29 protein-coding genes and 1 pseudogene are annotated in these 21,936 nt (G+C 41.5%); 10 read left to right on the top strand and 20 right to left on the bottom strand.

Annotated features, from left to right (window positions below; all coding sequences use genetic code 11):
• Window positions 1-186 precede the first annotated feature (186 nt).
• Window positions 187-375, top strand: a complete 189-nt coding sequence (locus tag FGB90_RS14760; protein ID WP_138811604.1) for a hypothetical protein — start codon at window positions 187-189, stop codon at window positions 373-375.
• Window positions 376-519: 144 nt separating this feature from the next.
• Here FGB90_RS14760 and FGB90_RS14755 read toward each other — a convergent pair whose 3' ends face one another.
• Both FGB90_RS14755 and FGB90_RS14750 read right to left on the bottom strand, forming a co-directional pair.
• Window positions 520-1,155, bottom strand: a complete 636-nt coding sequence (locus tag FGB90_RS14755; protein ID WP_138811603.1) for a hypothetical protein — start codon at window positions 1,153-1,155, stop codon at window positions 520-522.
• A 286-nt stretch (window positions 1,156-1,441) separates the two neighbouring features.
• Window positions 1,442-1,831 carry a DUF2512 family protein gene (locus FGB90_RS14750; protein WP_138811602.1) on the bottom strand — a complete coding sequence of 130 codons (390 nt, stop codon included), beginning with the start codon at window positions 1,829-1,831 and terminating at the stop codon, window positions 1,442-1,444.
• A 201-nt stretch (window positions 1,832-2,032) separates the two neighbouring features.
• On the opposite strand from FGB90_RS14750, the gene FGB90_RS14745 reads away from it, so the two are divergent.
• The 3 genes from FGB90_RS14745 (at window position 2,033) to FGB90_RS14735 (ending at window position 3,982) form a co-directional block, all read left to right on the top strand.
• Window positions 2,033-2,233 carry a hypothetical protein gene (locus FGB90_RS14745; protein ID WP_138811601.1) on the top strand — a complete coding sequence of 67 codons (201 nt, stop codon included), beginning with the start codon at window positions 2,033-2,035 and terminating at the stop codon, window positions 2,231-2,233.
• 17 nt (window positions 2,234-2,250) lie between these two features.
• Window positions 2,251-2,550 carry a spore coat protein gene (locus FGB90_RS14740; RefSeq protein ID WP_138811600.1) on the top strand — a complete coding sequence of 100 codons (300 nt, stop codon included), beginning with the start codon at window positions 2,251-2,253 and terminating at the stop codon, window positions 2,548-2,550.
• Between the two features lie 532 nt (window positions 2,551-3,082).
• Entirely contained in the window at window positions 3,083-3,982 is a 900-nt protein-coding gene (locus FGB90_RS14735) for an HNH endonuclease (RefSeq protein ID WP_138811599.1), read from the top strand.
• A gap of 342 nt (window positions 3,983-4,324) precedes the next feature.
• Here FGB90_RS14735 and FGB90_RS14730 read toward each other — a convergent pair whose 3' ends face one another.
• From FGB90_RS14730 to FGB90_RS14720, 3 genes and pseudogenes are all read right to left on the bottom strand, one after another.
• Window positions 4,325-4,768 carry a staygreen family protein gene (locus tag FGB90_RS14730; protein ID WP_138811598.1) on the bottom strand — a complete coding sequence of 148 codons (444 nt, stop codon included), beginning with the start codon at window positions 4,766-4,768 and terminating at the stop codon, window positions 4,325-4,327.
• 261 nt (window positions 4,769-5,029) lie between these two features.
• Window positions 5,030-5,221: a hypothetical protein gene (locus FGB90_RS14725; RefSeq protein ID WP_138811597.1), complete on the bottom strand. Its 192-nt coding sequence runs from the start codon at window positions 5,219-5,221 to the stop codon at window positions 5,030-5,032.
• A 46-nt stretch (window positions 5,222-5,267) separates the two neighbouring features.
• Window positions 5,268-5,423 (bottom strand): annotated as a pseudogene (locus FGB90_RS14720) (IS1595 family transposase); the annotation flags it as partial.
• A 208-nt stretch (window positions 5,424-5,631) separates the two neighbouring features.
• Here FGB90_RS14720 and FGB90_RS14715 point away from each other — a divergent pair.
• Entirely contained in the window at window positions 5,632-5,811 is a 180-nt protein-coding gene (locus FGB90_RS14715) for a YjzC family protein (RefSeq protein WP_138811596.1), read from the top strand.
• Window positions 5,812-5,921: 110 nt separating this feature from the next.
• On the opposite strand, the gene FGB90_RS14710 is transcribed toward FGB90_RS14715, so the two are convergent.
• Window positions 5,922-6,473: an alpha/beta fold hydrolase gene (locus tag FGB90_RS14710; RefSeq protein WP_138811595.1), complete on the bottom strand. Its 552-nt coding sequence runs from the start codon at window positions 6,471-6,473 to the stop codon at window positions 5,922-5,924.
• Between the two features lie 644 nt (window positions 6,474-7,117).
• Between FGB90_RS14710 and FGB90_RS14705 the strand changes: the two genes are divergently transcribed.
• Window positions 7,118-7,267, top strand: coding sequence for a YrzI family small protein (locus tag FGB90_RS14705; protein WP_138811594.1), 150 nt, complete (start codon window positions 7,118-7,120; stop codon window positions 7,265-7,267).
• A 495-nt stretch (window positions 7,268-7,762) separates the two neighbouring features.
• Here the strand turns inward: FGB90_RS14705 and FGB90_RS14700 are convergent, their stop codons facing one another.
• A complete protein-coding gene (locus FGB90_RS14700) occupies window positions 7,763-8,323 on the bottom strand; it encodes an NUDIX hydrolase (protein ID WP_138811593.1) in 561 nt (186 codons plus the stop codon).
• 158 nt (window positions 8,324-8,481) lie between these two features.
• Between FGB90_RS14700 and FGB90_RS14695 the strand changes: the two genes are divergently transcribed.
• The 3 genes from FGB90_RS14695 (at window position 8,482) to FGB90_RS14680 (ending at window position 10,510) form a co-directional block, all read left to right on the top strand.
• The gene (locus FGB90_RS14695; protein WP_138811592.1) at window positions 8,482-9,300 is read left to right on the top strand and encodes a DUF2785 domain-containing protein; all 819 of its coding nucleotides are present in this window, start codon (window positions 8,482-8,484) and stop codon (window positions 9,298-9,300) included.
• A 233-nt stretch (window positions 9,301-9,533) separates the two neighbouring features.
• Complete coding sequence (locus FGB90_RS14685) at window positions 9,534-10,010, top strand: GNAT family N-acetyltransferase (protein WP_138811591.1); 477 nt, start codon at window positions 9,534-9,536, stop codon at window positions 10,008-10,010.
• Between the two features lie 83 nt (window positions 10,011-10,093).
• A complete protein-coding gene (locus tag FGB90_RS14680; RefSeq protein WP_138811590.1) occupies window positions 10,094-10,510 on the top strand; it encodes a YhfM domain-containing protein in 417 nt (138 codons plus the stop codon).
• A gap of 30 nt (window positions 10,511-10,540) precedes the next feature.
• On the opposite strand, the gene FGB90_RS14675 is transcribed toward FGB90_RS14680, so the two are convergent.
• The 8 genes from FGB90_RS14675 to FGB90_RS14640 form a co-directional block, all read right to left on the bottom strand.
• Window positions 10,541-10,927 (bottom strand): YhfM domain-containing protein, encoded by a 387-nt coding sequence (locus FGB90_RS14675; protein ID WP_138811589.1) that lies wholly within the window; start codon window positions 10,925-10,927, stop codon window positions 10,541-10,543.
• A gap of 8 nt (window positions 10,928-10,935) precedes the next feature.
• Complete coding sequence (locus FGB90_RS19760; protein WP_171051852.1) at window positions 10,936-11,100, bottom strand: hypothetical protein; 165 nt, start codon at window positions 11,098-11,100, stop codon at window positions 10,936-10,938.
• Between the two features lie 361 nt (window positions 11,101-11,461).
• Complete coding sequence (gene rsgA, locus FGB90_RS14670) at window positions 11,462-12,529, bottom strand: ribosome small subunit-dependent GTPase A (RefSeq protein WP_138811588.1); 1,068 nt, start codon at window positions 12,527-12,529, stop codon at window positions 11,462-11,464.
• A gap of 279 nt (window positions 12,530-12,808) precedes the next feature.
• On the bottom strand, window positions 12,809-13,528 hold the full coding sequence (locus FGB90_RS14665; RefSeq protein ID WP_138811587.1) for a polysaccharide deacetylase family protein: 720 nt from the start codon (window positions 13,526-13,528) through the stop codon (window positions 12,809-12,811).
• A gap of 673 nt (window positions 13,529-14,201) precedes the next feature.
• Complete coding sequence (locus FGB90_RS14655) at window positions 14,202-14,561, bottom strand: DUF1048 domain-containing protein (RefSeq protein WP_138811585.1); 360 nt, start codon at window positions 14,559-14,561, stop codon at window positions 14,202-14,204.
• A 10-nt stretch (window positions 14,562-14,571) separates the two neighbouring features.
• Window positions 14,572-14,919: a DUF1048 domain-containing protein gene (locus tag FGB90_RS14650; protein WP_138811584.1), complete on the bottom strand. Its 348-nt coding sequence runs from the start codon at window positions 14,917-14,919 to the stop codon at window positions 14,572-14,574.
• Window positions 14,916-15,224, bottom strand: a complete 309-nt coding sequence (locus FGB90_RS14645) for a PadR family transcriptional regulator (RefSeq protein WP_138811685.1) — start codon at window positions 15,222-15,224, stop codon at window positions 14,916-14,918. Before FGB90_RS14645 ends, FGB90_RS14650 begins: the two co-directional genes overlap by 4 nt.
• A gap of 319 nt (window positions 15,225-15,543) precedes the next feature.
• Window positions 15,544-15,828, bottom strand: coding sequence for a hypothetical protein (locus tag FGB90_RS14640; RefSeq protein ID WP_138811583.1), 285 nt, complete (start codon window positions 15,826-15,828; stop codon window positions 15,544-15,546).
• Between the two features lie 394 nt (window positions 15,829-16,222).
• Between FGB90_RS14640 and FGB90_RS20010 the strand changes: the two genes are divergently transcribed.
• The gene (locus FGB90_RS20010; RefSeq protein ID WP_246056195.1) at window positions 16,223-16,378 is read left to right on the top strand and encodes a spore coat protein; all 156 of its coding nucleotides are present in this window, start codon (window positions 16,223-16,225) and stop codon (window positions 16,376-16,378) included.
• Between the two features lie 143 nt (window positions 16,379-16,521).
• Here FGB90_RS20010 and FGB90_RS14630 read toward each other — a convergent pair whose 3' ends face one another.
• The 5 genes from FGB90_RS14630 to FGB90_RS14610 form a co-directional block, all read right to left on the bottom strand.
• Window positions 16,522-18,009, bottom strand: a complete 1,488-nt coding sequence (locus FGB90_RS14630; RefSeq protein ID WP_138811582.1) for an aldehyde dehydrogenase family protein — start codon at window positions 18,007-18,009, stop codon at window positions 16,522-16,524.
• 229 nt (window positions 18,010-18,238) lie between these two features.
• Window positions 18,239-19,027, bottom strand: a complete 789-nt coding sequence (locus FGB90_RS14625; RefSeq protein ID WP_138811581.1) for a cyclase family protein — start codon at window positions 19,025-19,027, stop codon at window positions 18,239-18,241.
• Window positions 19,028-19,040: 13 nt separating this feature from the next.
• Window positions 19,041-20,813: a thiamine pyrophosphate-requiring protein gene (locus FGB90_RS14620; RefSeq protein ID WP_138811580.1), complete on the bottom strand. Its 1,773-nt coding sequence runs from the start codon at window positions 20,811-20,813 to the stop codon at window positions 19,041-19,043.
• 131 nt (window positions 20,814-20,944) lie between these two features.
• Window positions 20,945-21,475, bottom strand: coding sequence for a cucumopine synthase-related protein (locus FGB90_RS14615; protein ID WP_138811579.1), 531 nt, complete (start codon window positions 21,473-21,475; stop codon window positions 20,945-20,947).
• On the bottom strand, window positions 21,468-21,905 hold the full coding sequence (locus FGB90_RS14610) for a hypothetical protein (protein WP_138811578.1): 438 nt from the start codon (window positions 21,903-21,905) through the stop codon (window positions 21,468-21,470). Before FGB90_RS14610 ends, FGB90_RS14615 begins: the two co-directional genes overlap by 8 nt.
• Window positions 21,906-21,936: the final 31 nt, after the last annotated feature.

Below are 21,936 nucleotides of genomic sequence, written 5' to 3'. Positions count from 1 at the left end.
TTTATGTAAACTGATTTTCTCTAAACAATAGATGTGAATCTCCCATTTTTATATTAACATATATATCCAAACCCAAACCCGAAGCTTACTGCCAGAGAGATTGATCAATCTAATTGTTAACACCTTTCTCCATTTGTGTTAACATATAAAATGTTAATAATTAACTTTTTTCGGAGGTTTGTAATAGTGAACAATAAAACCGGAACAATTATTACCCTTACAGGCAGTTTACTAATTTTTGCTTTTGGTATGTTTAGAATTCTTACTGAATCACTCGCTTCCACTCCCCTGTTTGCTGCATATGTCTTTGCGATTGCAGGGTTTATTGGAGTGGTTTCCAACGGGATGGCTTTACGAAAATTACAAACGGATTAACTGCCCTATTTAGTACCATGATTGGCAAACGGCATTAAAAAACCCTTAGAGACAGTAGATCTCCAAGGGTTTTATTACTGTTATTGTCCGTCTTTGTTACGGATTTTCGGTAATTGTGCTTCGATGCCAAGGTTTTAAGAATTTTTACTTGGCCTTGGTTTTCTTCTTCGTTTTGTTCTTTTTAGAACCGGAATTTTCTTTCTTTCCCTTATTATCTTCTTTATCGTCTTCCTCTTCTTCGGTTTCTTCCTCAGAGTCTTCCTGTTCCTCTGATTCCTCTTCAGATTCCTCAGTGTCTTCCTGTTCCTCTGATTCTTCTTCTGATTCTTCGGTGTCTTCCTGTTCCTCAGATTCCTCTTCAGATTCCTCCGTGTCTTCCTGTTCTTCTGATTCCTCTTCAGATTCCTCTGTTTCTTCCTGTTCCTCAGATTCCTCTTCAGATTCCTCTGTTTCTTCCTGTTCCTCCGATTCTTCTTCAGATTCCTCAGCATCTTCCTCGGATTCTTCTTCGTAATCTTCCTCTCTTGAGGCAGCAGCCTCCTGTTCACCTTCACCTTGTTCTGATGATTCGTCTTCAGATGATTCGTCGTCCTCTTCGTCTACAAACTCAATAGACGTTACCAGGTTTAAATTGACAGCTTCGTGTGTTTTGCCATGAATCAGCCACTGCTCATCTACGGCCGTTATCTGGGAAATGATATCCTCTTTCGACTCTCCATTAATTTTCATTGTGTCGTAATGATCGTTACTAAAATGAAATCTCACGTTGTAATTTGCCATCTGTCAAACCTCCTAGTTATTTTTTGCTCTATTCACTTGAGGGACTTCCTTTTTTTTAAAAAAGATAAAACAGTTTGAACAAAAAAGGGGCTTTAGGCTTACAGACCCCCTTATAAATTTCTATTTTCCCCCAGATTCAAGAAGGGAAGTACCTATTACGTGGATCAACGAATAAGCCGGTGGTATGAGTCCGGGTCTCTCCGGTTTTGCCCCTGGCACAATCCCGCCATAAAAGTGAAAGAGGGCACGGGAACGAATCCCCTGCCCTCTTCCAGTTCCACTGAAATTAGCCGTTATCGGTCGTTGTCTCCCAGCTTTTTCCGCTCGGCGAGTTCAGGCCGATCTTTGAATTCGCAATGTAGATGTGGAAGTAGAATTCAAATACACCGATCAGCACGGTCGTGACAATGGCCGGTACCAGGAAAGCACCGCCGGCTAGCGCCATCCCCATGAGCCAGACAACGAGAAAGGTTACGACAGCGTCGGACAGCGTGGCAATGATGTTATTTGTCTTAGGCAGAATGACCAGATCACCTGCAAGATATGAAACAGCACCCAGTACTAAAGTGATGAGTAAAACATTCACAAAGGAAACCCCGTACCCGAGGCCAAGGACGACAAACAGGACTGAAAGGGCAGCGACTGCTTTAATCGCTAAAGGTTTTACATGTTCCATGTCCATCTCCTCCTTATTTGTGGTTGTGTTCTTTTTTTGCACCGTAACCGCCGTGTTCAAACCTTTCCTGTCGTTCAGCTTGAAAATAAACGGTTTGTCCCATTCCTAACGTCCTGTTTTTCCCGTCACGAAATAAATTCCGGTTTCACTGAAGGTACACGTGGTATCCGTAAAGGGACAAGACGACAGGGAGGTGTCTGTGTGGCTGATAAAAAATACGCTCCACACGAGTTACTGGAAGTGCACGAAATGCTGACGGTGAAATCCGCGTGTGCGGTGAAGTCCTCCATGATGCAGGGGCTGGCTTCGGACAAAAAACTGAAGGAGCTTCTTGAAGAGGACGCAAAACTGTCGCAGAAAGCAGTGGAAGAACTGAAAGGAATTCTACAGGAGGCAAAATAGGAAAGGAGCTGAGCAGAATGTCAGGAATTCTTGATAAGATCAATAACAAGGAACTGATTAACGACGAGGTTATAGCGACGGATCTTCTCGTGTCTTCAAAAGCAGCGGTCCGGAACTACGCGGTGGCCATCACCGAAACCGCATCGCCTGAAGTTCATAAAATGCTGAAAAAGCAGCTCGACGAGGCGATCGAAGCCCATCACAAAATCGCCACGTACATGATCGAAAACGAGATGTATCACGCTTATGATGTGAGCGAGCAGATCGACCATGACCTTAAAAAAGCAGACGTGGCGCTGGAGGCACCTGTAAAATAAAAGCTATCTTCGGGAAGACTTAAGCTATCTCCACTACAGGCGGACGCTTTCCGCGGGCAGGGCATCAGCCAGCAGAGTAGTTACCATGCTTCTTCCTCTGCCCGAATTGCTCCGAAGCATCTGCGTCGAAGCAGCTCGAAGCAAACTCAAGATGTAAACGCTCGTCCCTGCAGGGTCTTCTGCTCCTGCTCTTCCCGCCGGAGTCGCCGCCTTTCGTTTCATATTCTATCTAAAAGCAACTTTTCCGAAGTAATGTAACCTGTAAAGGACAGGCGGAGGATGACTCTGTCTGTCCTTTTTTGTGTGAATCAGCCCTCGATTCACCAGGTACAAGCCCAGAATAAACAGGGAGTTCACCCGGCCGGTAATGCTGCAATAGCCTCAATGAAGTTGGGAGTGTGCCTTTAACCATAAAGGGCATATTTAAACATAAACAAGATCATTATATACGGCAGACGGCTGTTCAAAAATAAAGTAGCCGTCTTTTTATCCTGTAATTTCTACATAACATTCCTGGCCAGGAGGTTTTTCTATGATTGAACCAACAGGTTATTGGACCTTTTTTTGTAATCCAAAGAAATGGCACATAGACAAGTTCTTGTCATCCTCAACTGTAATAGATAACTTCTCAATTTCTAAACATCATAAAGATTACTTCAATAAAGGACAATTGGGGGTCGTGAGAGTCGGTTATGATAAAAGAACTAAAGCTGAACTTCAAAACCGCCCTCGTTTAAAAAGAGGCGTGTACGCAATTGTAGAAATATTAGACGTGCCTAAACTTATGAAAAGTACTAAAAAAGAGTATGGGGAAGATGAAAAAGAAGACGAAGAGGACAGGCTTAGAGTTAGTATTCGCTGCCTTAAAAATCTACTCCATAACCCTGTTTTACTGGAGCAGCTGAACTTATCAGCAGAAGTGTCTGATAAACATCTGGTCAAGGGACAGCAAGGCTCTACTATGCCGTTAAACCCCTCAGCATTTGAAAATCTGTTAAGTAAAGTTGGAGGCTTGGATACCTTGGAATTTGATTTCCAGGAAGGAAATCAAACGAGTCTTAAATTACTGGAGGAAAAATACGCTGATGCCGTACCCCTTGTAAAACAGAGAGTCAGTAAATATATAGAAAGAGGCAGCATTGCACAAGAGTTCAAACGAAAAACAAACTTTAAATGCCAGATTTGTGATAGTCTGGGGTTGAATCCATATTCATTTAAGAAGCCAGATGGTGAATATTACATTGAGACTCACCATGTTATTCCTGTATCTACACTGCAGGCGGGTTTATTGTCATCGTATAACCTTATTACGGTCTGCGCTAATCACCATAGGCAGCTGCATTACGGAAAAGTCAAACTTATCGAAAACACTGCAGAAATTTTTGTGTTCGAAATAGATGACAACATAGTACAGATTCCAAAAGGGCAATGAATTTTCATTCCTAAAAAGCGGTTTTCGGAAAGTTTGTTGTATTATTCCGCTGCACGCTGACCCGGATAGAGAGAGCGATATGCACATTTTCCGGCGGTGAAGAACATTTATAACCATTCCCCTTTTGCATGTATACTGAGCGACGATGCGTACTTCTTCTATAATTGCCACACGCTTTAACTTACATTCTTTCTGCTCGATGAGCCTGGTGCTGAAGTTTGGAGTAAGTGCGTGTAGGCGAAAGGGAAGGGATAATCTGCCGGCCGCCGAATGTCAAAAAAGCTTTCACACAGTGTGAAAGCTTTCGTGAATCGGTGAATTTTGATCTTGCTTCGTTTTTCCCTACTGATAATTTAAAGGTGTTCCCCAGTATTCAAACTGGGTATAGCCCGGATCTGCTGAATCAAAATAGATCCATATGGGTGCATGATTTAAGTGCGGGTGTACAGCAAAAAACTGATTGTCTCCATAGACGATGGCTTCAAGCGCCAGCGGCAGTTCCCTCCTGAAGACAGCATTGCGTACTGCGTTTACGGCCGGACCAAAGTTGCCTACATAAACGTAGACGTAAAGAAACAGGCCCGAACTGGACATTCTCCATTCTGCCAGAACCTCATCCCTCATACTGGTGATTTGGTCGTATGCAAATTTCAGACCTATAGTCAGGAACAGCTCAGCTGTCAGATCAGAGTGAGTCAATGTATATTTTCGTCCCAGTACCGGTTCCGCTGTGGTCACACCCGATCTGAATTCCACATAAAGCTTTTCAGGATCCAATCTCCCCACAGATTCCTCCCCCTGCTTTCACCTGCTATTTTAAAACAGGCTGTTTCTGATCTTTTGCAGTAAATTATATTCCCTCAGTGTATAGGTATTCACCATAAAAGCAGGGAGACGGGGCTTTCATATAATTCTTTGACTCTATCAACTCCTTCTCCTGAAACAATTCAATAAAACGAATGACCAAATCCTTATCCAACGAGAAACTCTGATTTAACACTATAAAACGCCGTTGTTATACTTTTTTACAACGAAAAGCCAAAGCTCTCACCCTGACTTTTTATGTTTTACGATCCTCTTTTCTACGAAAGAAGCTGCCACAAAGAACAGCACCCCCAGGATTAAGCCATACACCACACTACCCAATAACGCGTCGCCGTCACGCACACTACCCAAAAGCACTGCTGTAAAACCTCCATAAGCTGCTATCATAGGATAACTAAGTAATTTAGTCTTCACTGTACACCTCCTGTAACTGCAAAATACCAAAATATCCTTCTTGCTGTTATTTGGTGAATTCTGATAATCCAAGCGTATCATATGTTTCTGTATTTGGAATTAAATTCCCTTTTCTCATCCTGTCGTTTCGCTGTAGATGGATGCTCTCTAACAATTGAATCCACGCAGGATCATTGTTCTGATACTTGGTCGCCACGCCGTTAGGGGTAACCATTATAAGCAAGCAAGACAAATGTAGGAATTATGAATAAGAAGCCTGAATGGTGTTTGAAGGGGTCAGAAAAAGTAAATGAGATTAACGTAAAACAAGAATCCAGGAAAGGTGGTGGATAAAGGATTTACGGCATTAAGAGAGTATATGACTGCCAAAGGAACAAGTAACAATAAAAAAACTGCGGAGGTGTATAACGATGGCAGACAAACAGTTTAAAACAGGGGAAAAAGCTCCAGAATCCGGCAACTATAAAGTAGACCAGCTTGAAAGTGGAAATAAAGCAGATGACAATACCGAAATAAGCTTAAATGAAGGAGATCAATTCCCACCTTCTCCCTCTGAAGGTAAAGCAGCTTATTGGGTAAAATCATCTTAATAATTTCCGGAACGTAACGCACCCTGCCTTTAGTGGTGAACCACTGGAGGCAGGGTGTTTTTTTGATGAGTGCCCAATTGGCGTGCTTAATGGGATCATTCCCGAATTCCCTATAATCTCTTTATATCATTCACCAGTACAGGTAAGCCATTATGAAACAAATGCTGATTGCCTTCAAGTTCCCGTAAGGATGCTTGCGGAAGTTTTTCCGAATAGGTTTTGTGATGTTTAACAGGTACGATCACTTCGTCGCGGCTGTGGTAAAGAAACAGGTTGGGTATTGCGGGCAGACTTTTCTGGAAATTACTCTGGAGCATGAAATCTTTCAACTGCCAATCTTCATCCAACCCCCAGTATGGTGAAGCAATGATAAACAAACCACAGAAAGTCAGATTTGATGATTCCTCGGAAAGGTACTTTAATAAAACAGATCCTCCCAATGAATGACCAACTAAAATTACCTCCCCGTTAAGCTTATCCAGTTCTTTTTCAAGCTGTTTCTTCCATAGGGTATATTCGGGATTCTCCGGGTTAGGCATCTCTGGACAAACAAAGTGATACTGATACCTGAGTCTTCTTTGCAAATACGCTGACAGATTGCTGCTTCCTTCTCCTCCACCTTGCGGTCCGGCACTATGAATAAATAAAACTGTTTTTTGCATCGTGGCTTCCCCTCCCCTTTCTATTAAATTTACAATCTTTCTCATGCCCAGCAAATTCGCTTTCTCCACGTCAGTCCGTAAGAGGAGCGGCAGCCTGCTTTAATAAAGCTCCCCGTTATTTAAATTATCTTTATATATAATTCTTCTTCACCTATTCTCCACTTCTCCATAACATCCCTGGCAAAAGGACGACGGAAAGCATGACATGCATTTGTAAAATTATTACACATTTTCACACACGAAAATCGGTTGCATTTCCCATAAAGTGTTATAACATGGAAAGTGGATAACCGAAATTAACCAACAAAAACGAAAGGAGGTCGTCCCCATGATGCAGGTAAAAATGATTTCAACTGTAAAACTTCATAACGGATCATCGGGCGACTTCTGTGAGATCGTATAAATTTGCTATGGTTTTTTAACCAAATGGCAAAATGATGCACAGGCCGATGAGGGGTCTGTGCATTTTAATGTTATTAACGTGCTGTGCACAGGCCGACGGATCAGCCTGTGCTTTTTAGTGCCTCCTAAAATACCCCTACCTGGTATAGATGGGGCATTGCCAGGTGCGAAAAGCCAGCGGGGAGTTCGGTTACCTTAACAAAAATCATGATTGAGGAAGTAAAAAAAGGAGGTGATAAGGTATGTTATTTACACTGTTTCACTACACGGTATCCATTACGCGTCATCCCTACAGCAGAAAAGAAATTGAGCGCGAGCAGCATTATGAACGGGTGTGCAGACGAATGGAAAAGCAGCGTGTACGTCAAGGTGAATATTTTCGCATGATGTAAGAAGAGGAATTTTGATTATGATTAATAGGAAAAGGAGGCGTTGGAGATGAAAATCAGAGTGAGGAGTGCGATGGTATGGAGGCCTGAGGGGGATGGCTTTGGGTAGCTGAGCTCCGTGTACCTGGGGAAATCAATGGAGCTGGGACATAAAGCGGTGTTTAGCTGAGATTCCGAACAATACACAAACCTCGGTATCTGCAGGATGAAAAGAGGGTTACTGAAAAGCCCAAAACAATTTTTTCAGTGTCTTCGGATGAAAAGTAAATGTGAGACCCCGTATTGCGCAGCACACGGGGTCTCACCTGCTTTCTGCGGAAAGCAAGCGATTTATCGATGCCACTATGACCCGTTTGGATTCCCGTTCGCTAAACCGTCTCTGTCCCTGCTTTTTTCTGTGTTTATTAGGGAGAGGATCGGTTAAGCGGACTAACGATTTCCATAATCTTTAAAAGATCCCGTTTCAGGCCTCTGCCCCCAAAATGAATAAGTATCAAATTATTTATTTATCTGTTTTTCCAAGACATAATTCCGGGCCATATAGTAAGCATGGGCCGTAAACAGCTGAGTCCTGATCTGATTTGTGGTGATTAGACTTCCAAAGCTCTCAAAATCAAACAGTCTGATTCTCACATCTTCCGTTACATCCAGATCCTGCTCATAGGCCTTATACGCTTCCACGATCAGATAGGTCTTTACTTTATTGGTCTGTGTCGCCGGGTTGACCATGAATTCACCCAGCAGAATTGGTTCTTTGGAAGAAACGTATCCTGTCTCTTCTTTTACTTCTCTGATCAGCCCTTCCTCATGTGTTTCATTGTCTTCTTTTTTCCCGGCAGGCACTTCGAGGTAAAAATCTCCCCCGGCATGACGGTACTGTTCGACCAGGACAATCCTGTTTTCCCTGGTTAATACCACTGCATTGACCCAATCCGGATATTCATTCACGTAATACTCGTCGATTACAGCGCCATCAGGAAGTTCGCATTGATCTTTTCTGATATTCCCGAATGGACTTTTATGCAAATACGTCGACTTTACAGTTTTCCACTTCTCCAAATGCGATCCACCCCCTCAGCTTATTACTTCCCCTTTACATTACATGAAAATTTTAACATATTAATTGTGAGATAGATGATTCCGAAAGAATATTAGGAAATTTATGTTAATCTATAGAAGGAATCATCCGCAATAGATGTAATGGAGGAGCTGGAGGCATGCATTTAAAGCAGCGTTTACAGGCGTTAAAAAAGGAGAAGGACTGCGGCACTCCCGGTGACAATTTAATCGGTGAAATGCTCAGTAACGTGGGATCGATCGATTCCGAGTTAAGGGACGAACTGATTTATTCCACCTTCGCGGAGTGGATTTATAATAACAAAATTACGAGCAGACAGTTCCGAACGATGCTGCATACATGTCTCGACGAGAATCATTTGTTTTTCAGCATCGGGGACACCAGCAGTGATTCCGTGTTTACCCGGTCATTTTCATCACTGCTTATAGCCGCTTTGATGACCAGGGACCGTGATCTGATGCTCCTGTCACAAAAAGAGATTGAGGATGTCATTAATAAAGCGATTCTCTATATGAATTCGGAAAAAGATACAAGGGGCTTTGTTGAGGGGAAGGGGTGGGCTCACGCCATTGCCCACGGTGCGGATTTACTCGATGCATGTGTCAAGCACCCTGAATACGATTCGAGCAATCATAAAACTGCACTCGATGCGATCAGCTCGTGTTTATTTCCCGGTGTCACCTATATCGACGACGAAGACGAGAGACTGGCAGCAGTCGTCAACTCTCTCCTGGACAAAGGGATTTCGTGTGATGTACTGGAGTCGTGGATAAATAGTATTTCAGCCAGGCTGGAAGAAGTCCACTCGACAGAAGGGTATTCGCTGACCTTTTTCAGAACAAAAACGAATGTCTTGAACTTATATAAAACGCTTTACTTCAGTCTGCAGAGCGAAAATATACAGATAAGAGAACAAATAGAGGACCAGATCCGGTATTGGAATAATAAAATGTCCTGAGCATGGTTTGACCAATCCCCCCGCTTCCCTTCCGGCTTGAAAGGCAGGTATAAGTATGAATGAACTGGAATTTTACGTTAAGGTAGGAAAATAAACGGCTGGGATTTCAGTAAGTTAAATGTAACAACTGAAGGAGTTATGTGGGATTTTTACGAAGAAGTAACGACGGAGGCGCCTTTTAAGAACATACCGTTTCGATTAAAGTAAAGAGCAAAATATTGGGGGAGAACCAAATGAATATATTGATTAGAAACGCTAAGCAAGTCGATTACGAGTCCTTGTTACCTTTATTTAGCCAGGTTCATGAATTCCACGTTTCTGTAAGACCGGATCTGTATAAAGAGAATTCCACTCCAGTCGAACAGGAGTTTTTTGAAAGCCAGTTGCTTGATGATAAACAGCATATTTTTGTGGCTGCCATAGGAAGTGACATCGCTGGTGCTGTCGTGACAAAGGAAGAAGAAGTAACAGAAAACACTTTTGTTAAAGCGAGGAAAGTATTATATATCAAAAGTCTGTGCGTGGTTGAAGCACACAGAAAGAAAGGTATCGGAAAAAAACTCACTAAATATGTTTTTGATTTCGGAAGAACCCTCAAAGTTGATAGCGTTGAATTGGGAGTATCCGAGGAAAATACATCTGCCATTGAATTTTATGAGTCAATTGGGATGATGACGAAGAGTAGAAAAATGGAGATCAGATTGAACTAACGGGATGAGAAAATATATACAAGTGCTGAGTATCCCCCGTATCCAGTTCCATAATAGCGCAGCTTACAAAGGAGGACCCTGCCATGATTAAACAAATTGCCTTTACCGGTTTTGTGTCAATGTATTTGCTGGTTATATCTTCATGTTCAACAGGAGACTTTAACTATAAGGCTGATGACGTTGATCGAATTCATGTTTCAGAATTTGAGCGTTTCGGCTCAATCGATGGAGAGGATCCATTGACCATTACTCAGGAAGATGAACTGAACATCATTCTGACAGCCATTAACTCCTCCCAGAGGATTGATGGGTCCGTTGATATGGCTGAAGGTGATTATGATTTCGAGATCATCCTCCACGACGAATCTCCGCATGGATTTCATTTCTGGCTGCCTGCGGAAAATACAACAGGTACGATTATGAACGTAAATGACACAGAAACCATTTATGATTTAACTGAAGAATCGAGCCGGGAACTGACTGAGCTTCTTTTTGACTGAACACATTCGACCTAAAGTATTTTATTATCTTTATCCATCCAGCACCTGCTCTTCTAACCATACACGCAGCCTTTCAGCAGATCCTTCCGGTAATTCGTAGATTGTATGGGTATCAGCCGTATCCATAACAGTCCCTGCACTTTCACCCAGCCAGAGAAAATAACTGTCTTTGCCAAGGTCCACTCTGTAATCCGGATCCGCCATATCCACAACCCCTCTGTGTCTATTGGCAGCACGGAAAGCGCTGATAAACTCATCAATGACTTTCTCGTCTCTAATGACTAGTTTCGATTCATCAACGACCCCATTGAAACTCTTCATTTCATATACATGCGCTTCTTCACTGCTATCAACCCTTAAACCACTGGTGCACGCTGCTAAAATGAAAACGGAGACCAGAAATATCGCAAATCTCATTTTTCCCCTCATTCATCTGCTTCCCAGTAGTCCGCCTCATCACGCTCTTCTTCTTTTCTTGCTTTCTCTTTTTCAATGTATACGACTATACCAACCATAAATACAAGTCCTGCAATAATTACAGAATAAGATTTTAACAGGTTTACTAAAGCACCCCAGTTCACTGTATACATCTTATCACCGCCTGAAATTGTAATTGAAAACACTTTCCATAATGACTGACTGCTCAAGGTACCCGAATTAACCAGTGGTGGCCCCTTTTCTCTTCTCACACATAGCTCACTCTTATCTACGACCTTTAAAGCTTTTACTTTACTGGTTGTCTACTATCAGTTTACGTTGAAAACCATTTTAAGGAAAGTAGACAGGGAGTATTCATCAAATAGAGTGGGTGAATAATCACCCTGCGGATCCTGTGGAAAGTGTCGCGCGTTCGCTGCAGTCAACTCTATACATATCAACATCTGTTTTTAACACAGCCTTTACAGTAAAAAGAAGTGCCGGAGCGTAAAGTCTCCAGGCACTTCTTCTTGTTTATCTTCTGTTTTTTGCTTTTACTTCACTGAGCTTTTTCTTCATTTCACTTTTGCTGCCGAACATCTTTTTGATTTTTTCCTCTTCGCGTTTTCGCGCTCTCATCTCGGCGTAGGCAGCTTCTCTTTCCAGCTTTCGATAGCTGTGCAGGCGTTCTTCGGTTATTTTGCCCTCTGTGATCGCTCCTTTTACCGCACATCCCGGCTCGGAGTTGTGCTGACAATCGTTAAATCGGCAAGCCGCAGAAAGCTCATCAATATCGGAAAAAGACCGGGAAAGATCCACAGACTGCACGCCGAGCTCGCGCATGCCGGGTGTATCGATCAAAATAACGCCGTCAGGCATCACAAACAGCTCACGCCTCGTTGTTGTATGTCTTCCTTTATCATCATTTCGAAGCCCGTCGGTTTCCATCAGATCCTCACCAAGCAAAGCGTTTATTAACGTTGATTTCCCAACTCCTGATGAGCCAATAAAAGCGACAGTATGTCCTTTTGCTATCGATTCTTTTACGGGATGCCAGCCATCTTCACTCATACAGGACGTCACGAAAATATCAACCCCTAAGGCTGTGTCCGAGACGGCATCCAATTTCGCTGGTACATCTTCACAGAGATCGGCTTTCGTCAGCACGACCACAGGGGTCGCCCCGCTGTCCCACGCGATGGTCAAATAACGCTCCAAACGCCTTAAATTGAAGTCGCTGTTTAGTGACATACAGATGAAAATGCGGTCAATGTTTGCTGCGATCAGCTGATTTTCCTGCGTCATACCGGCTTCTTTTCTCGTAAGCACGCTCTTTCGGGGAAGCACATGGTGGATGATTGCACTCCCTGCTTCGTGTTTAAGCATCACGAAGTCGCCCACCGTGGGATAGTCAAGCGGACCTGCAGCGCTAAAACGGAACTTTCCGGAAAGTTCCGCGTTGATGTCACCATGTCCGGTAATCAGTTTATAAATACCTTTAGCCAGTGAGGAAACCCTGCCTGTTTGAAGGGCCTCGTATTCAAGGGCTTTTTCAACCCATTCTTCAGTAAAACCAAATTCTTTCGTTTTGTAATTGTTCAAAAATCTTCCTCCTAAAGTGTAGTAAGAATACAGCTTTTGGGAGGTTCATATGCATGAATTATTCAGCAAGTACCTCCCAGTTGATTACAATCTCAGTTCTGTACTTGTAAGCCATAAAACACCATCTCCTTCCATGCATGTCTTTTATTACTATACCACGAGCCGGGAACAAAGGTTGCCAGTTGGAGGAAAAATAACAAAGCCAAGTATAAAAAAGCTCAGAGAGGCATCCTCTCCAAGCTCTTAATCATCGATCCTGCACGAAAGCGCAAGGTAATCTCATTCCTGATTTTCATACGCCAGCAATTCCGAAATGGTTACAAAAGTATAACCCTCATCTTTTAACTCATTAATAATCCCTTCTACCGAATTGAGAGATTCTCTTCTGCTTTCGTACATCACGTGCAATAAAATGATTGAACCCGGGTTTACGTTTTCTGCAACATGGTTTTCAATTTCACTTGCTTCAGCAGCAATTTCAGGATAGGACTCCGGTTCAATATCCATATAAATGGTTTGCCTGTCGTCCCTGGAAAGGTAATACGGCAGCAGCACTAATCTTCTTCCATAAGGTGGACGGAACGTGATTTCCCCCTCATAACCGATTTCCCGTATTAACTCATCCGTCCTCTCGATTTCCTCTTTAATAAAGGATGGGGATTTAAATACCATTCTCTGATGGGAATAGGAGTGATTCCCGATTTCGTGTCCTTCTTCCACAATCTGAACGGCATCGTCAAAGTGCTCCTCAATTTCATACCCCGTTAAGTAGAACGTTGCTTTTACATCATGCTCTCTTAAAATATCGAGTATCTCCACTGTATTTTCCCCTGGACCATCATCAAAGGTTAAAGCAACGACTTTTTCGTCTGTCTCGACACTGGTAACCAAACCTCCGAAGAACTGGAACGTTCGTGACTGAGATAACTCATTCAGTAAATAACCTGCAGCAATAAATAATACGATGGCAATACTAATGATTTTTATTATTTTTTTCATGGTTCCCCCGCAACGAACTTTATTTTCACCAGTAAATAATACTATACTTTTGCCTGTTCCGGGGCTGGTACCACCATTACATTTCTCCATTTCTTTTTGGACAAATGGGTCAAAAGGGGACGGTTCCTACCTAAAAAAAAGCAGGGAATCTGCTTTTTAACGGGTTAACCTGTAAGGTTCAAAACAGTAATTGACAGTCCCACGCGTTTTCACAAAAAATAAACCATCGGCAGGAATAGAAATCTTTCAGCTGTTAATTACTTCTTATTGAATAGTAGTGAAATTAAGATTACTACTAAACCAATGATGTTTAGAATGAACATGGAAATGTAATAAAGGGAGTTGTTCCCCTCTATTAAATAGGTCAAATATCTACTTGAGTTGATAATTAAAATAATAATGAGAAAGACGTAGGTTTTTTTAATGAATGACCCTCCTGACACTTATCAACGATACTCCTCGTGGTAAAATCTCTCAGTAAAATGTTTACATCATACATAATAACATAAATATCCAATCCCTCTATGTGAATGACTGTGTGATTTCCAGTTTTGTAAAATTATGATTCGCTGATACAACAATAAAAACCACATGTGATTTCTGGCTGGGAAATCGCATGTGGTTTTGCTTGTGAATGGCTTGTTTGACCTATGAAAACCCGTCTTCAGTCTTCTCACCTGTGTTTTTCTGTTTTATTCATCACTTTTTTCATGGCCTTGTTCACTTCCTCATCAGCAGATCTCTGATAGATGTCAGCGTAAGTTTCTGAGTCTTTGATCAGATCGTCGCAGAAAGCCGCTACGTCACTTCCCGTCACTTCGAGCACACCTTTGCCCGAGGCAGCACCTTCTTCAAAAAGATCAATAATTCCCGAGAGAAGATCCGTTCCTTCGGTTAACTCAACAGGACCAACCTTAAAGTAATATTTTTGAATTTCTTTATAAACAATCTGATAATCCTTTGGGAGCGCTTTGACTCGAGCAACGTGCGACCGCCACTCTTTTTTGCCTTCAATGATATCTCTTATGCTCATTGTGACCCTCCTACTTACCTAATTTTTTCGCGATCGTATTGTTGAGCTGCTCGCGCCACTTATCCCGATAAGATTTTGCCCCTTTTACGCCTGCCAAAGCTGAACAGAATCCTTCAATATCGCTGCCTAAAGCCTCTTGGACACTTAGTCCTTCCGCCGCTGTTTCTTCGAGAAAACCAAGCACACCGTCAAGAATGGGCATGAGGTTGCGACCGGTGAAATCTGCGTGCTCCCACATGCATGAGTCGATCTCTTCCCAGGCCGCCTGATACGCAGGAGGCAACTTTTGGACTCGCGATTCGAAGCGTTTCATTTCTTTCTCCATATCGCTTCCCGTTATTTTTTCCCAAAAATTCATTGTTTCTCCTCCTTTAACTCGTTCATTTTCGACGCAACGAATTCCCATTTATCCCAGAACTTCCTCAGCTCCTCACGCCCCGCGTCGTTAAGCGTGAAAAACTTTCTGGGCGGCCCCTTTTCGGATGGCTTTTTCGTAACTTCCACCAGTTTGTTTTTCTCAAGCCGCACCAATATGGTATAAACCGTCCCATCCACAACATCTGTAAAACCGAGATCATTCAGCTGCCTCGTGATTTCGTACCCGTAGGTTTCTTTCCGGCTGATAATTTCAAGCACGCAGCCCTCAAGTACGCCTTTGAGCATTTCTGTTAGATTAACCAGCTCATTCACCTCTCCCTATTCTGTACAACTGGTATCCAGTAACACTTACTACCACTATATAGTATTACACAGTAGCGGTCAACAAAACAGATATTTTTTGTACTAATAAGGCCGAATGAGTGTTAAGGAGGTAACAACAAGTACTCCCCAATATTAACCCGATCATTTTCCTCATTACTTATAGCCGCTTATCAATTTGCAGGATCTTTTCTACATTAAAAAAACACCATTACACAAACTGCAATGATGTCTTCACACGTTTTCCAATTTCAGGTCAATATTATTCCCAGTACCGTCTAGGTTAAAGCTGAAATAAAACCATATACAATACAAGAAAGCCAACACTTGCTGCACCAGAAATGATTGTCATGTTACGATGTTTCTTTTTTAATCCAATGACGAACGAAATAATTGAAGCAACGATAAGCAGTGTGATGAATATTTTCATTCCTCTACCCCCGAAATATTGATTTAAGGATAGTCTATCATAATCATATGCCGATTCGTCAAATTCACCTGCCGGCTTATGGTAAATCAACATGCAGGCGGAATCCACGGTTCGCATCATCGCCTGAATTATATCCATCTCTACCTTCTAACTGCCCACGTTCCTCTTCAGTAATGCTCGTAGTCACCTATTAATAAATAGCTTCAACAAAAAAGACCTTATATTTACAAAATAAAAGGCCATCTGAAAGAATTTCACTAAGCTAAGCTGATCATCCGCATATTTACTCCCTGGCGGAATACAAAAAATCCCTCTGTAAGAGGGACACCCTGAAAAGAGCTGCTGATGAGAGGAAATCAAGTAGGAGGAGGGTTCGCCCCTCCGTCCCCCGTAGTGGACTTTCACCACCTAGCTGTCAGACATGCCGGGCGCACGATAAAAAACCCTTAGAGACAGGTACTCTCCAAGAGTTTCAGTTTGTTATTGTCAGGAGGAAAAATAAGAAGGAAGCTGATTAGAATGTCAGGAATTCTTGATAAAATCAGTAAACAAAGCACTGATTACAGATGAGATTATTGCGACGGATCTTCTCGTTTCCTCAAAAACAGCCGTCCGGAACTACGCGGCGGCCATCACCAAAACCATATCGCCCGAAGTTCATAGAATGCTGAAAAAAACAGCTCGATGAGGGGATTAAAGTTCATCATAAAATCGCCTCATCGAGATATATCACGCTTATGATGTAAGCGAACAAATTGAATACAATCTTAAAAAAGAAGACGTGGCGTTAATAGCACCCTGTTAAATACTCTCTCTACTCGTAAAGACGCTTTATTTAAAAAGCCCTTTCGGTGGTAGTTGATAACCAGCCACAATTGCCTTTGACTGACTATATGCATCTAAAGCTTCTTTACTGTATTCTCTTCCCACACCACTGTTTTTATAGCCACCAAACGGTGCTCCTGACTGAAAATTAAAGTATTGATTAATCCATACGCTCCCTGCCTCCAGCTTGTTAGCTGTGTCTAATGCTTTCTCAAGATTTTCCGTCATGATCCCGGCTGCCAAACCATATTCAACGTCATTGGCCATTTTGATAACTTCTTCTACCTCACTCCAACGAGTCACTGTGGCAACTGGTCCAAAAATCTCCTCTTGAGCTATTCTCATTTTAGGTTCAGCTTCAATGATCGTCGGTTCAATAAAATAACCATGCTCATACCCCGGTACGGTGACCCGATTACCTCCATATAGAATTTTCGCCCCTTCTTCTCTGGCGATATCAAAGTAGCCAAGTACTCTCTTACCTTGTTTCTCATTAATAATGGATGCTAATCTAGTGGAAGGGTCTGTTGGTTCACCAATTTTTACTTCTTTTGCTCTTTCTATTAATTTTTCTATGAATTCATCATAGATATCATCATGAATTAGAAGGCGTGTACCAAGAATACAGCTTTCTCCATTAAAGAAAGTGTATCCTAAAGTCGCATTTTCTACTGCACGATCAATATCCACGTCAGGAAATACTATATGTGGCGCTTTCCCCCCAAGTTCCAAAGTAACAGGAAGAATTCTTTCTCCAGCTGTTTTACCTACATGACGACCTACTTCCACGCTTCCTGTAAATGCAAGCTTGTCTATATCAGGGTGATCAATTAGTGCTTGCCCTGCTTCTGTTCCATATCCTGGTACAACATTAACCACTCCAGGTGGAAGAATCTCTCCGAGGAGTTTAGCAAATTCCATAATAGAAAGACACGCATCTTCTGCTGGTTTTAATACCACCGTATTTCCTGCAGCCAGAGCTGGAGCCAGCTTAAAGGAAGTCATAATCATAGGTACATTCCAAGGAATAATTTGAGCGCAAACACCTAATGGCTCTTTCTTCGTTATTAAAAAACCATTCTCAACAGGCCTCGAGGTACCTTCATATGTTAAGATCGCAGAGGCAAAATAACGGAATTGATATATAGCAAGTTCATAATCCAAATCAAACTCATGGATTGCTCTCCCTGTATCCATACATTCGATTAATTTTAAACGTTCTTGATTTTTTTCTAGAACATCAGCTATTTTATGGAGTAACGCTGAACGTTCTTCGACCCGAGTATTGGACCAGTCTGGTAATGCTTTCCTGGCAGCCTTGACAGCACTGTCAATATCTTCGGTCCCCCCTCTTCCAATCCTGGAAAGTAATTTTCCGCTTGCAGCATTAATAGCATCAATATAACCCATAAAAGGGTCTACAGTTTTACCGTTGATATATGGACCATAAGTTTTATCAAGATTAACATCGATCTTTTTACTTACTGTTTCCATTATTCATGCCTCCATTTTAAAAGTTATGATCTCCAAAATAAATTGCTTCAAAAATTCTCTTTTATGTTTGATCTAAAATAACCAGAGGTCCCCCAAACCAAGGGTCCTGTTGGGCTGCCTTCTATATTTTCACTGGTTTATCTATCCGCAGAGTATTAACACAACAATATGTTTATCTCCTGAATACTCAAGCACTCACTTTATGAAATTGGTTCCTGATTTTTCTCATTTATCTCTCAATCAACGCCAGTACACGTAATGGACTCCCACTTCCTCTTTCAATTTTTAAAGGATTTACTACTAATACCGCCCCTCTTGGAGGCAGTTTATCTATATTTGAAAGCTGGGCAATTCCGTATTTATTTGCCTGGTGCATATAATGATGGTTTGGAAAAGGAGGGTCAAATGAACCCGCGATACCAGCATCTGTGCCTACCGTCTCAACACCGACTCCAAGGATATCCCTCTCCTCAACTAAAAAGATTGAAGCCTCTTTTGATATGCCAGGTGTGTGTGGCTGGCCGTCCTCTCCAATGTTAAAATACTTTTCAGAGTTACTGTTATATTGATCCCACCCTGTATGGATAATGACAAAAGAGTGACTGGGAATCTCGCCATGTGTAGCTTCAAATTTTTTAATATCATCAATGGACAGGCAATAATCAGGGTTTTCTTCTACTTTTTTTGTGATATCTATAACACAAGCTTCACCAAACATATTTTTAACTGGCATTGTATCAACTGAATCTCCATCTTTTCCCGAAACCCAATGCACCGGTGCATCAAAATGGGTACCACAATGTTCGCCGGCTTCAAAATCATTCCAATAGCATACCGGCCCATCTTCATCATATTCTGAAAGTTTCTTGAACTTAAACCCCCCTGTATTTTTAAATGGAGGCGGTAACTGTATAACAGGTGTTTCTTCATTTAAAATTTGGGTTAAATCTACTATTTTCACCTTCTCTTCAACGATTCCAGTTAAAAGGTCTCCTAAAAGTTCTGTCTTTACACTCATTTCATTTCCTCCTCTACATAGTATCTGTTTGGATAATCGTGTTTTTTCCTCTAGCGCGAGTATCACCATCCTTGTAAACATGAGGAATTGTCACATTAATAACCACGGCCCGTCCTTCGTTAACTTTGTTTACCCCTTCTTCTAAAGCACTTCTCAATTCTGCTCGTTCTTCAACATTAATAGGGTAGGCATTCCCAGCCGACTCAGCAATTCCGGCCAGATCAGATGTCGGGTCAAAGCTCACCCAGAATTCTTCTGTTTCATTTGCAACCCCTCTCGGATGGACACCTAAAGTAGACATTTTCGGCGCTTTCCAACCTGAATTATTGAAGATCACCGTCAAAAATGGAGTATTATATCGATTAGCCATCCAATGAACGGTTGATGGAACGCTGAACATATATGAACCATCTCCAGTCAGGCTGACAATCGTTTTGTCAGGGTTAGCCAGTTTCATTCCGATTGCGGCACCCCCATTCCACCCCAAAGAACCTGCCCCGCTTCCAAAATATGAACCTGGTCTGTCTACTTCAATATGATTAGAGACTGCTGGATAATTAGTGATCGCTTCATTCAGAACAATAGTGTTTTCTTTATCAATGACATCTCTTACACAAGCAACTATATATTCTGGAGTAATAATATCAGTTCTCGTTTCTTCAACATTTCGTTTTTCTGCCATTAAGGAATTATGGACTTCAGAATACTTCCACCAACGCTTAGAAACAGCGTCCTGATCAATCTCATATTCATTAAGATGTTTGTTGATTTGCTGAAGTGCGATATATGAATCCGCTTTCAAAAACTGCTTAGATGGAATATACCAAAGTGGCATTTCTTCCTTAAGAGGATCGACATCAAGATAGTATATTTTCGCCTTATCAGACGGTTTATTTTTTGTTTGAATCCACGGTACGTCACTATCAATTACAAGCACAAAATCTGCGTCAGCGAGCAGTTTATTTTGTGTTGAAACATTCCATTGAGAACCACAATGCATAGGGTTATTGTGAGGGAAATTCATGTGGTGAGGGATAGACTCAATAATAGGAATTGAGAGTTTCTCACTCAATTTAACAAGTTCGCCTACAGCATCTGTGTTTCTGCCTAAGTACGAGGTTACAATAAGTGGGGCATTGGCTGCTAAAAGGTCCCTTGTTAATTCGTCTAACTGCTCAGGTGCAATCGCCCCAGGTAAAATAGGCTGCCAAAGCTCATTTTCCAGCGTCACTGGCGTTGTTTCCTCTTCCATCACCTCTCTTGGGCCCATTAAATATACAGGACCAGCCGGATCACTTTTAGCTATTTGCAAGGAACGATAAATAAGCTGCTTCACATTAAATCCTGTCCTAATTTCATTATCATATTTTGTATAACCACGAACAATTCCCCGTTGATCACGTACATCTTGTATCCAGTGGATGAATTCATTTCTACTACCTGTAAGTTCTCCTTCCTGTGTGTACGGAGAGGCACCTGCAAAAATCAGAACAGGTACTCTGCTTTTATAGGCGTTATGAATAGCTCCCCCAAGATTTTGTGTCCCACATTCAACATGAACCAGTACAGCTTGAGGCTCACCTGTCAGCTGAGCGTAACCATGGGCAGCGCTAAGTGCAACGAATTCATGAGGGCAAGTAATAACTGCTGGCAATTCTTTGTTTTCTTTTTTTGCTCTTGCCAAACTCTCTATAATTGCTGGATGATCGCTTCCTAAGTTAGCAAAAATATAGGAAACACCAGCTTCATATAACCCTTCCAAAAAGGCAGTTCCAGTTGTATACATGTTTGCCTCCATGTAATTTTTATTTACACACCATATCGAATTAAAAAAATACTAACCATTAAATACTTTACAAACTGACTTCAACAATAAATGTTTATTAATTCTTTGGGTCGGGGAGGGAATTAAAGTTTTCATCTTCCTTTTTCTGTTACTTCCTTTAATGTTTCATAGGTTTGTTTATAATCATCCGGCTGTTTTTGTTTAAAAAACATTGAAATTCCCCACGGAAAGATTTGGTGTAACCACATTTGATAGCGGTTTGTTAAAGTAAACATTGATCTTGTTACGTCAATAAATTCTTCCTTTGTTTCAATAGTATCTATTAAAGCATAATATCGATTCAAAAATCCTCCATATTTAGGAAGGCCAAAATAGCTAATCACCCCACAATCAATTTTTAGTATTCTTTTCACCATTATTCTTATCTGATCCATTTGAAAGGCCGGGCTTTCGGCAAACGCCATTAAGTCTGCAAAAGCGTGTATCCCCAGTGATCTCATTTCTCCACTTAACATTACAAGCACAGAAAAGTATTGATCATATATACCTGCTCCGGATGGGAGGTATCCCTTTTTAAGTACAAAAATATCCTCTGGTTCGTTTATCCAAATGTTAGTAATCTCTTCTTCAACTTCCTTCTTGAAGGTCACTATCTCATTCATCGCCAAACCTCCCTTCTAAGGTCATATGTACTATAAGGTAATCGTCTGAGTATAATAAATTATTCCAAACTTTTTCTCCAACCTGCATTAGATTAGGGATATCTTCCTCCAATATTTGTCCGACAGGAAGTGCAGGAACAGGCTCTGTCATTGGACCATAATTTATCGCTAAATATTGAAAATCCAACTCAATATTCATTCTTCCGATTGGCTGTTCATTCATGTTTTCATAAGTTAAATCACTCAATCGTGTTACCAATCGGTATGGACAATACATTTGTTTCCCTGCGACCACTGCGTGGCTTTGTATACTTTCAAATGGCAAGGTGTTCTTAATCTGCTCGCATAAGTCAGGATTTATATCTTCTAAAAGTTTTACTTTTATTTCTTCTTTTAAAGAAGGCCAAGTAATTTTAATAATACTATTCATAAACCTACTCCTTTAACTGAATAACAATTTT

The organism is Alteribacter natronophilus (genome assembly GCF_006007885.1).
GTDB classification, from domain to species: Bacteria; Bacillota; Bacilli; order Bacillales; family Salisediminibacteriaceae; genus Alteribacter; species Alteribacter natronophilus.
Note: the sequence above shows the minus strand (reverse complement) of the source record. Positions and strands in the feature narration are given on the sequence as shown.

What these genes read in the sequence shown, in the direction of transcription:
- FGB90_RS14755 (WP_138811603.1), bottom strand. Translation starts at nt 1,155, where the DNA reads ATGGCAAATTACAACGTGAGATTTCATTTTAGTAACGATCATTACGAC.
- FGB90_RS14750 (WP_138811602.1), bottom strand. Translation starts at nt 1,831, where the DNA reads ATGGAACATGTAAAACCTTTAGCGATTAAAGCAGTCGCTGCCCTTTCA.
- FGB90_RS14740 (WP_138811600.1), top strand. Translation starts at nt 2,251, where the DNA reads ATGTCAGGAATTCTTGATAAGATCAATAACAAGGAACTGATTAACGAC.
- FGB90_RS14735 (WP_138811599.1), top strand. Translation starts at nt 3,083, where the DNA reads ATGATTGAACCAACAGGTTATTGGACCTTTTTTTGTAATCCAAAGAAA.
- FGB90_RS14715 (WP_138811596.1), top strand. Translation starts at nt 5,632, where the DNA reads ATGGCAGACAAACAGTTTAAAACAGGGGAAAAAGCTCCAGAATCCGGC.
- FGB90_RS14710 (WP_138811595.1), bottom strand. Translation starts at nt 6,473, where the DNA reads ATGCAAAAAACAGTTTTATTTATTCATAGTGCCGGACCGCAAGGTGGA.
- FGB90_RS14705 (WP_138811594.1), top strand. Translation starts at nt 7,118, where the DNA reads ATGTTATTTACACTGTTTCACTACACGGTATCCATTACGCGTCATCCC.
- FGB90_RS14695 (WP_138811592.1), top strand. Translation starts at nt 8,482, where the DNA reads ATGCATTTAAAGCAGCGTTTACAGGCGTTAAAAAAGGAGAAGGACTGC.
- FGB90_RS14685 (WP_138811591.1), top strand. Translation starts at nt 9,534, where the DNA reads ATGAATATATTGATTAGAAACGCTAAGCAAGTCGATTACGAGTCCTTG.
- FGB90_RS14680 (WP_138811590.1), top strand. Translation starts at nt 10,094, where the DNA reads ATGATTAAACAAATTGCCTTTACCGGTTTTGTGTCAATGTATTTGCTG.
- FGB90_RS14675 (WP_138811589.1), bottom strand. Translation starts at nt 10,927, where the DNA reads ATGAGATTTGCGATATTTCTGGTCTCCGTTTTCATTTTAGCAGCGTGC.
- FGB90_RS19760 (WP_171051852.1), bottom strand. Translation starts at nt 11,100, where the DNA reads ATGTATACAGTGAACTGGGGTGCTTTAGTAAACCTGTTAAAATCTTAT.
- FGB90_RS14665 (WP_138811587.1), bottom strand. Translation starts at nt 13,528, where the DNA reads ATGAAAAAAATAATAAAAATCATTAGTATTGCCATCGTATTATTTATT.
- FGB90_RS14655 (WP_138811585.1), bottom strand. Translation starts at nt 14,561, where the DNA reads ATGAGCATAAGAGATATCATTGAAGGCAAAAAAGAGTGGCGGTCGCAC.
- FGB90_RS14650 (WP_138811584.1), bottom strand. Translation starts at nt 14,919, where the DNA reads ATGAATTTTTGGGAAAAAATAACGGGAAGCGATATGGAGAAAGAAATG.
- FGB90_RS14645 (WP_138811685.1), bottom strand. Translation starts at nt 15,224, where the DNA reads ATGCTCAAAGGCGTACTTGAGGGCTGCGTGCTTGAAATTATCAGCCGG.
- FGB90_RS14640 (WP_138811583.1), bottom strand. Translation starts at nt 15,828, where the DNA reads ATGGATATAATTCAGGCGATGATGCGAACCGTGGATTCCGCCTGCATG.
- FGB90_RS14630 (WP_138811582.1), bottom strand. Translation starts at nt 18,009, where the DNA reads ATGGAAACAGTAAGTAAAAAGATCGATGTTAATCTTGATAAAACTTAT.
- FGB90_RS14625 (WP_138811581.1), bottom strand. Translation starts at nt 19,027, where the DNA reads ATGAGTGTAAAGACAGAACTTTTAGGAGACCTTTTAACTGGAATCGTT.
- FGB90_RS14620 (WP_138811580.1), bottom strand. Translation starts at nt 20,813, where the DNA reads ATGTATACAACTGGAACTGCCTTTTTGGAAGGGTTATATGAAGCTGGT.
- FGB90_RS14615 (WP_138811579.1), bottom strand. Translation starts at nt 21,475, where the DNA reads ATGAATGAGATAGTGACCTTCAAGAAGGAAGTTGAAGAAGAGATTACT.
- FGB90_RS14610 (WP_138811578.1), bottom strand. Translation starts at nt 21,905, where the DNA reads ATGAATAGTATTATTAAAATTACTTGGCCTTCTTTAAAAGAAGAAATA.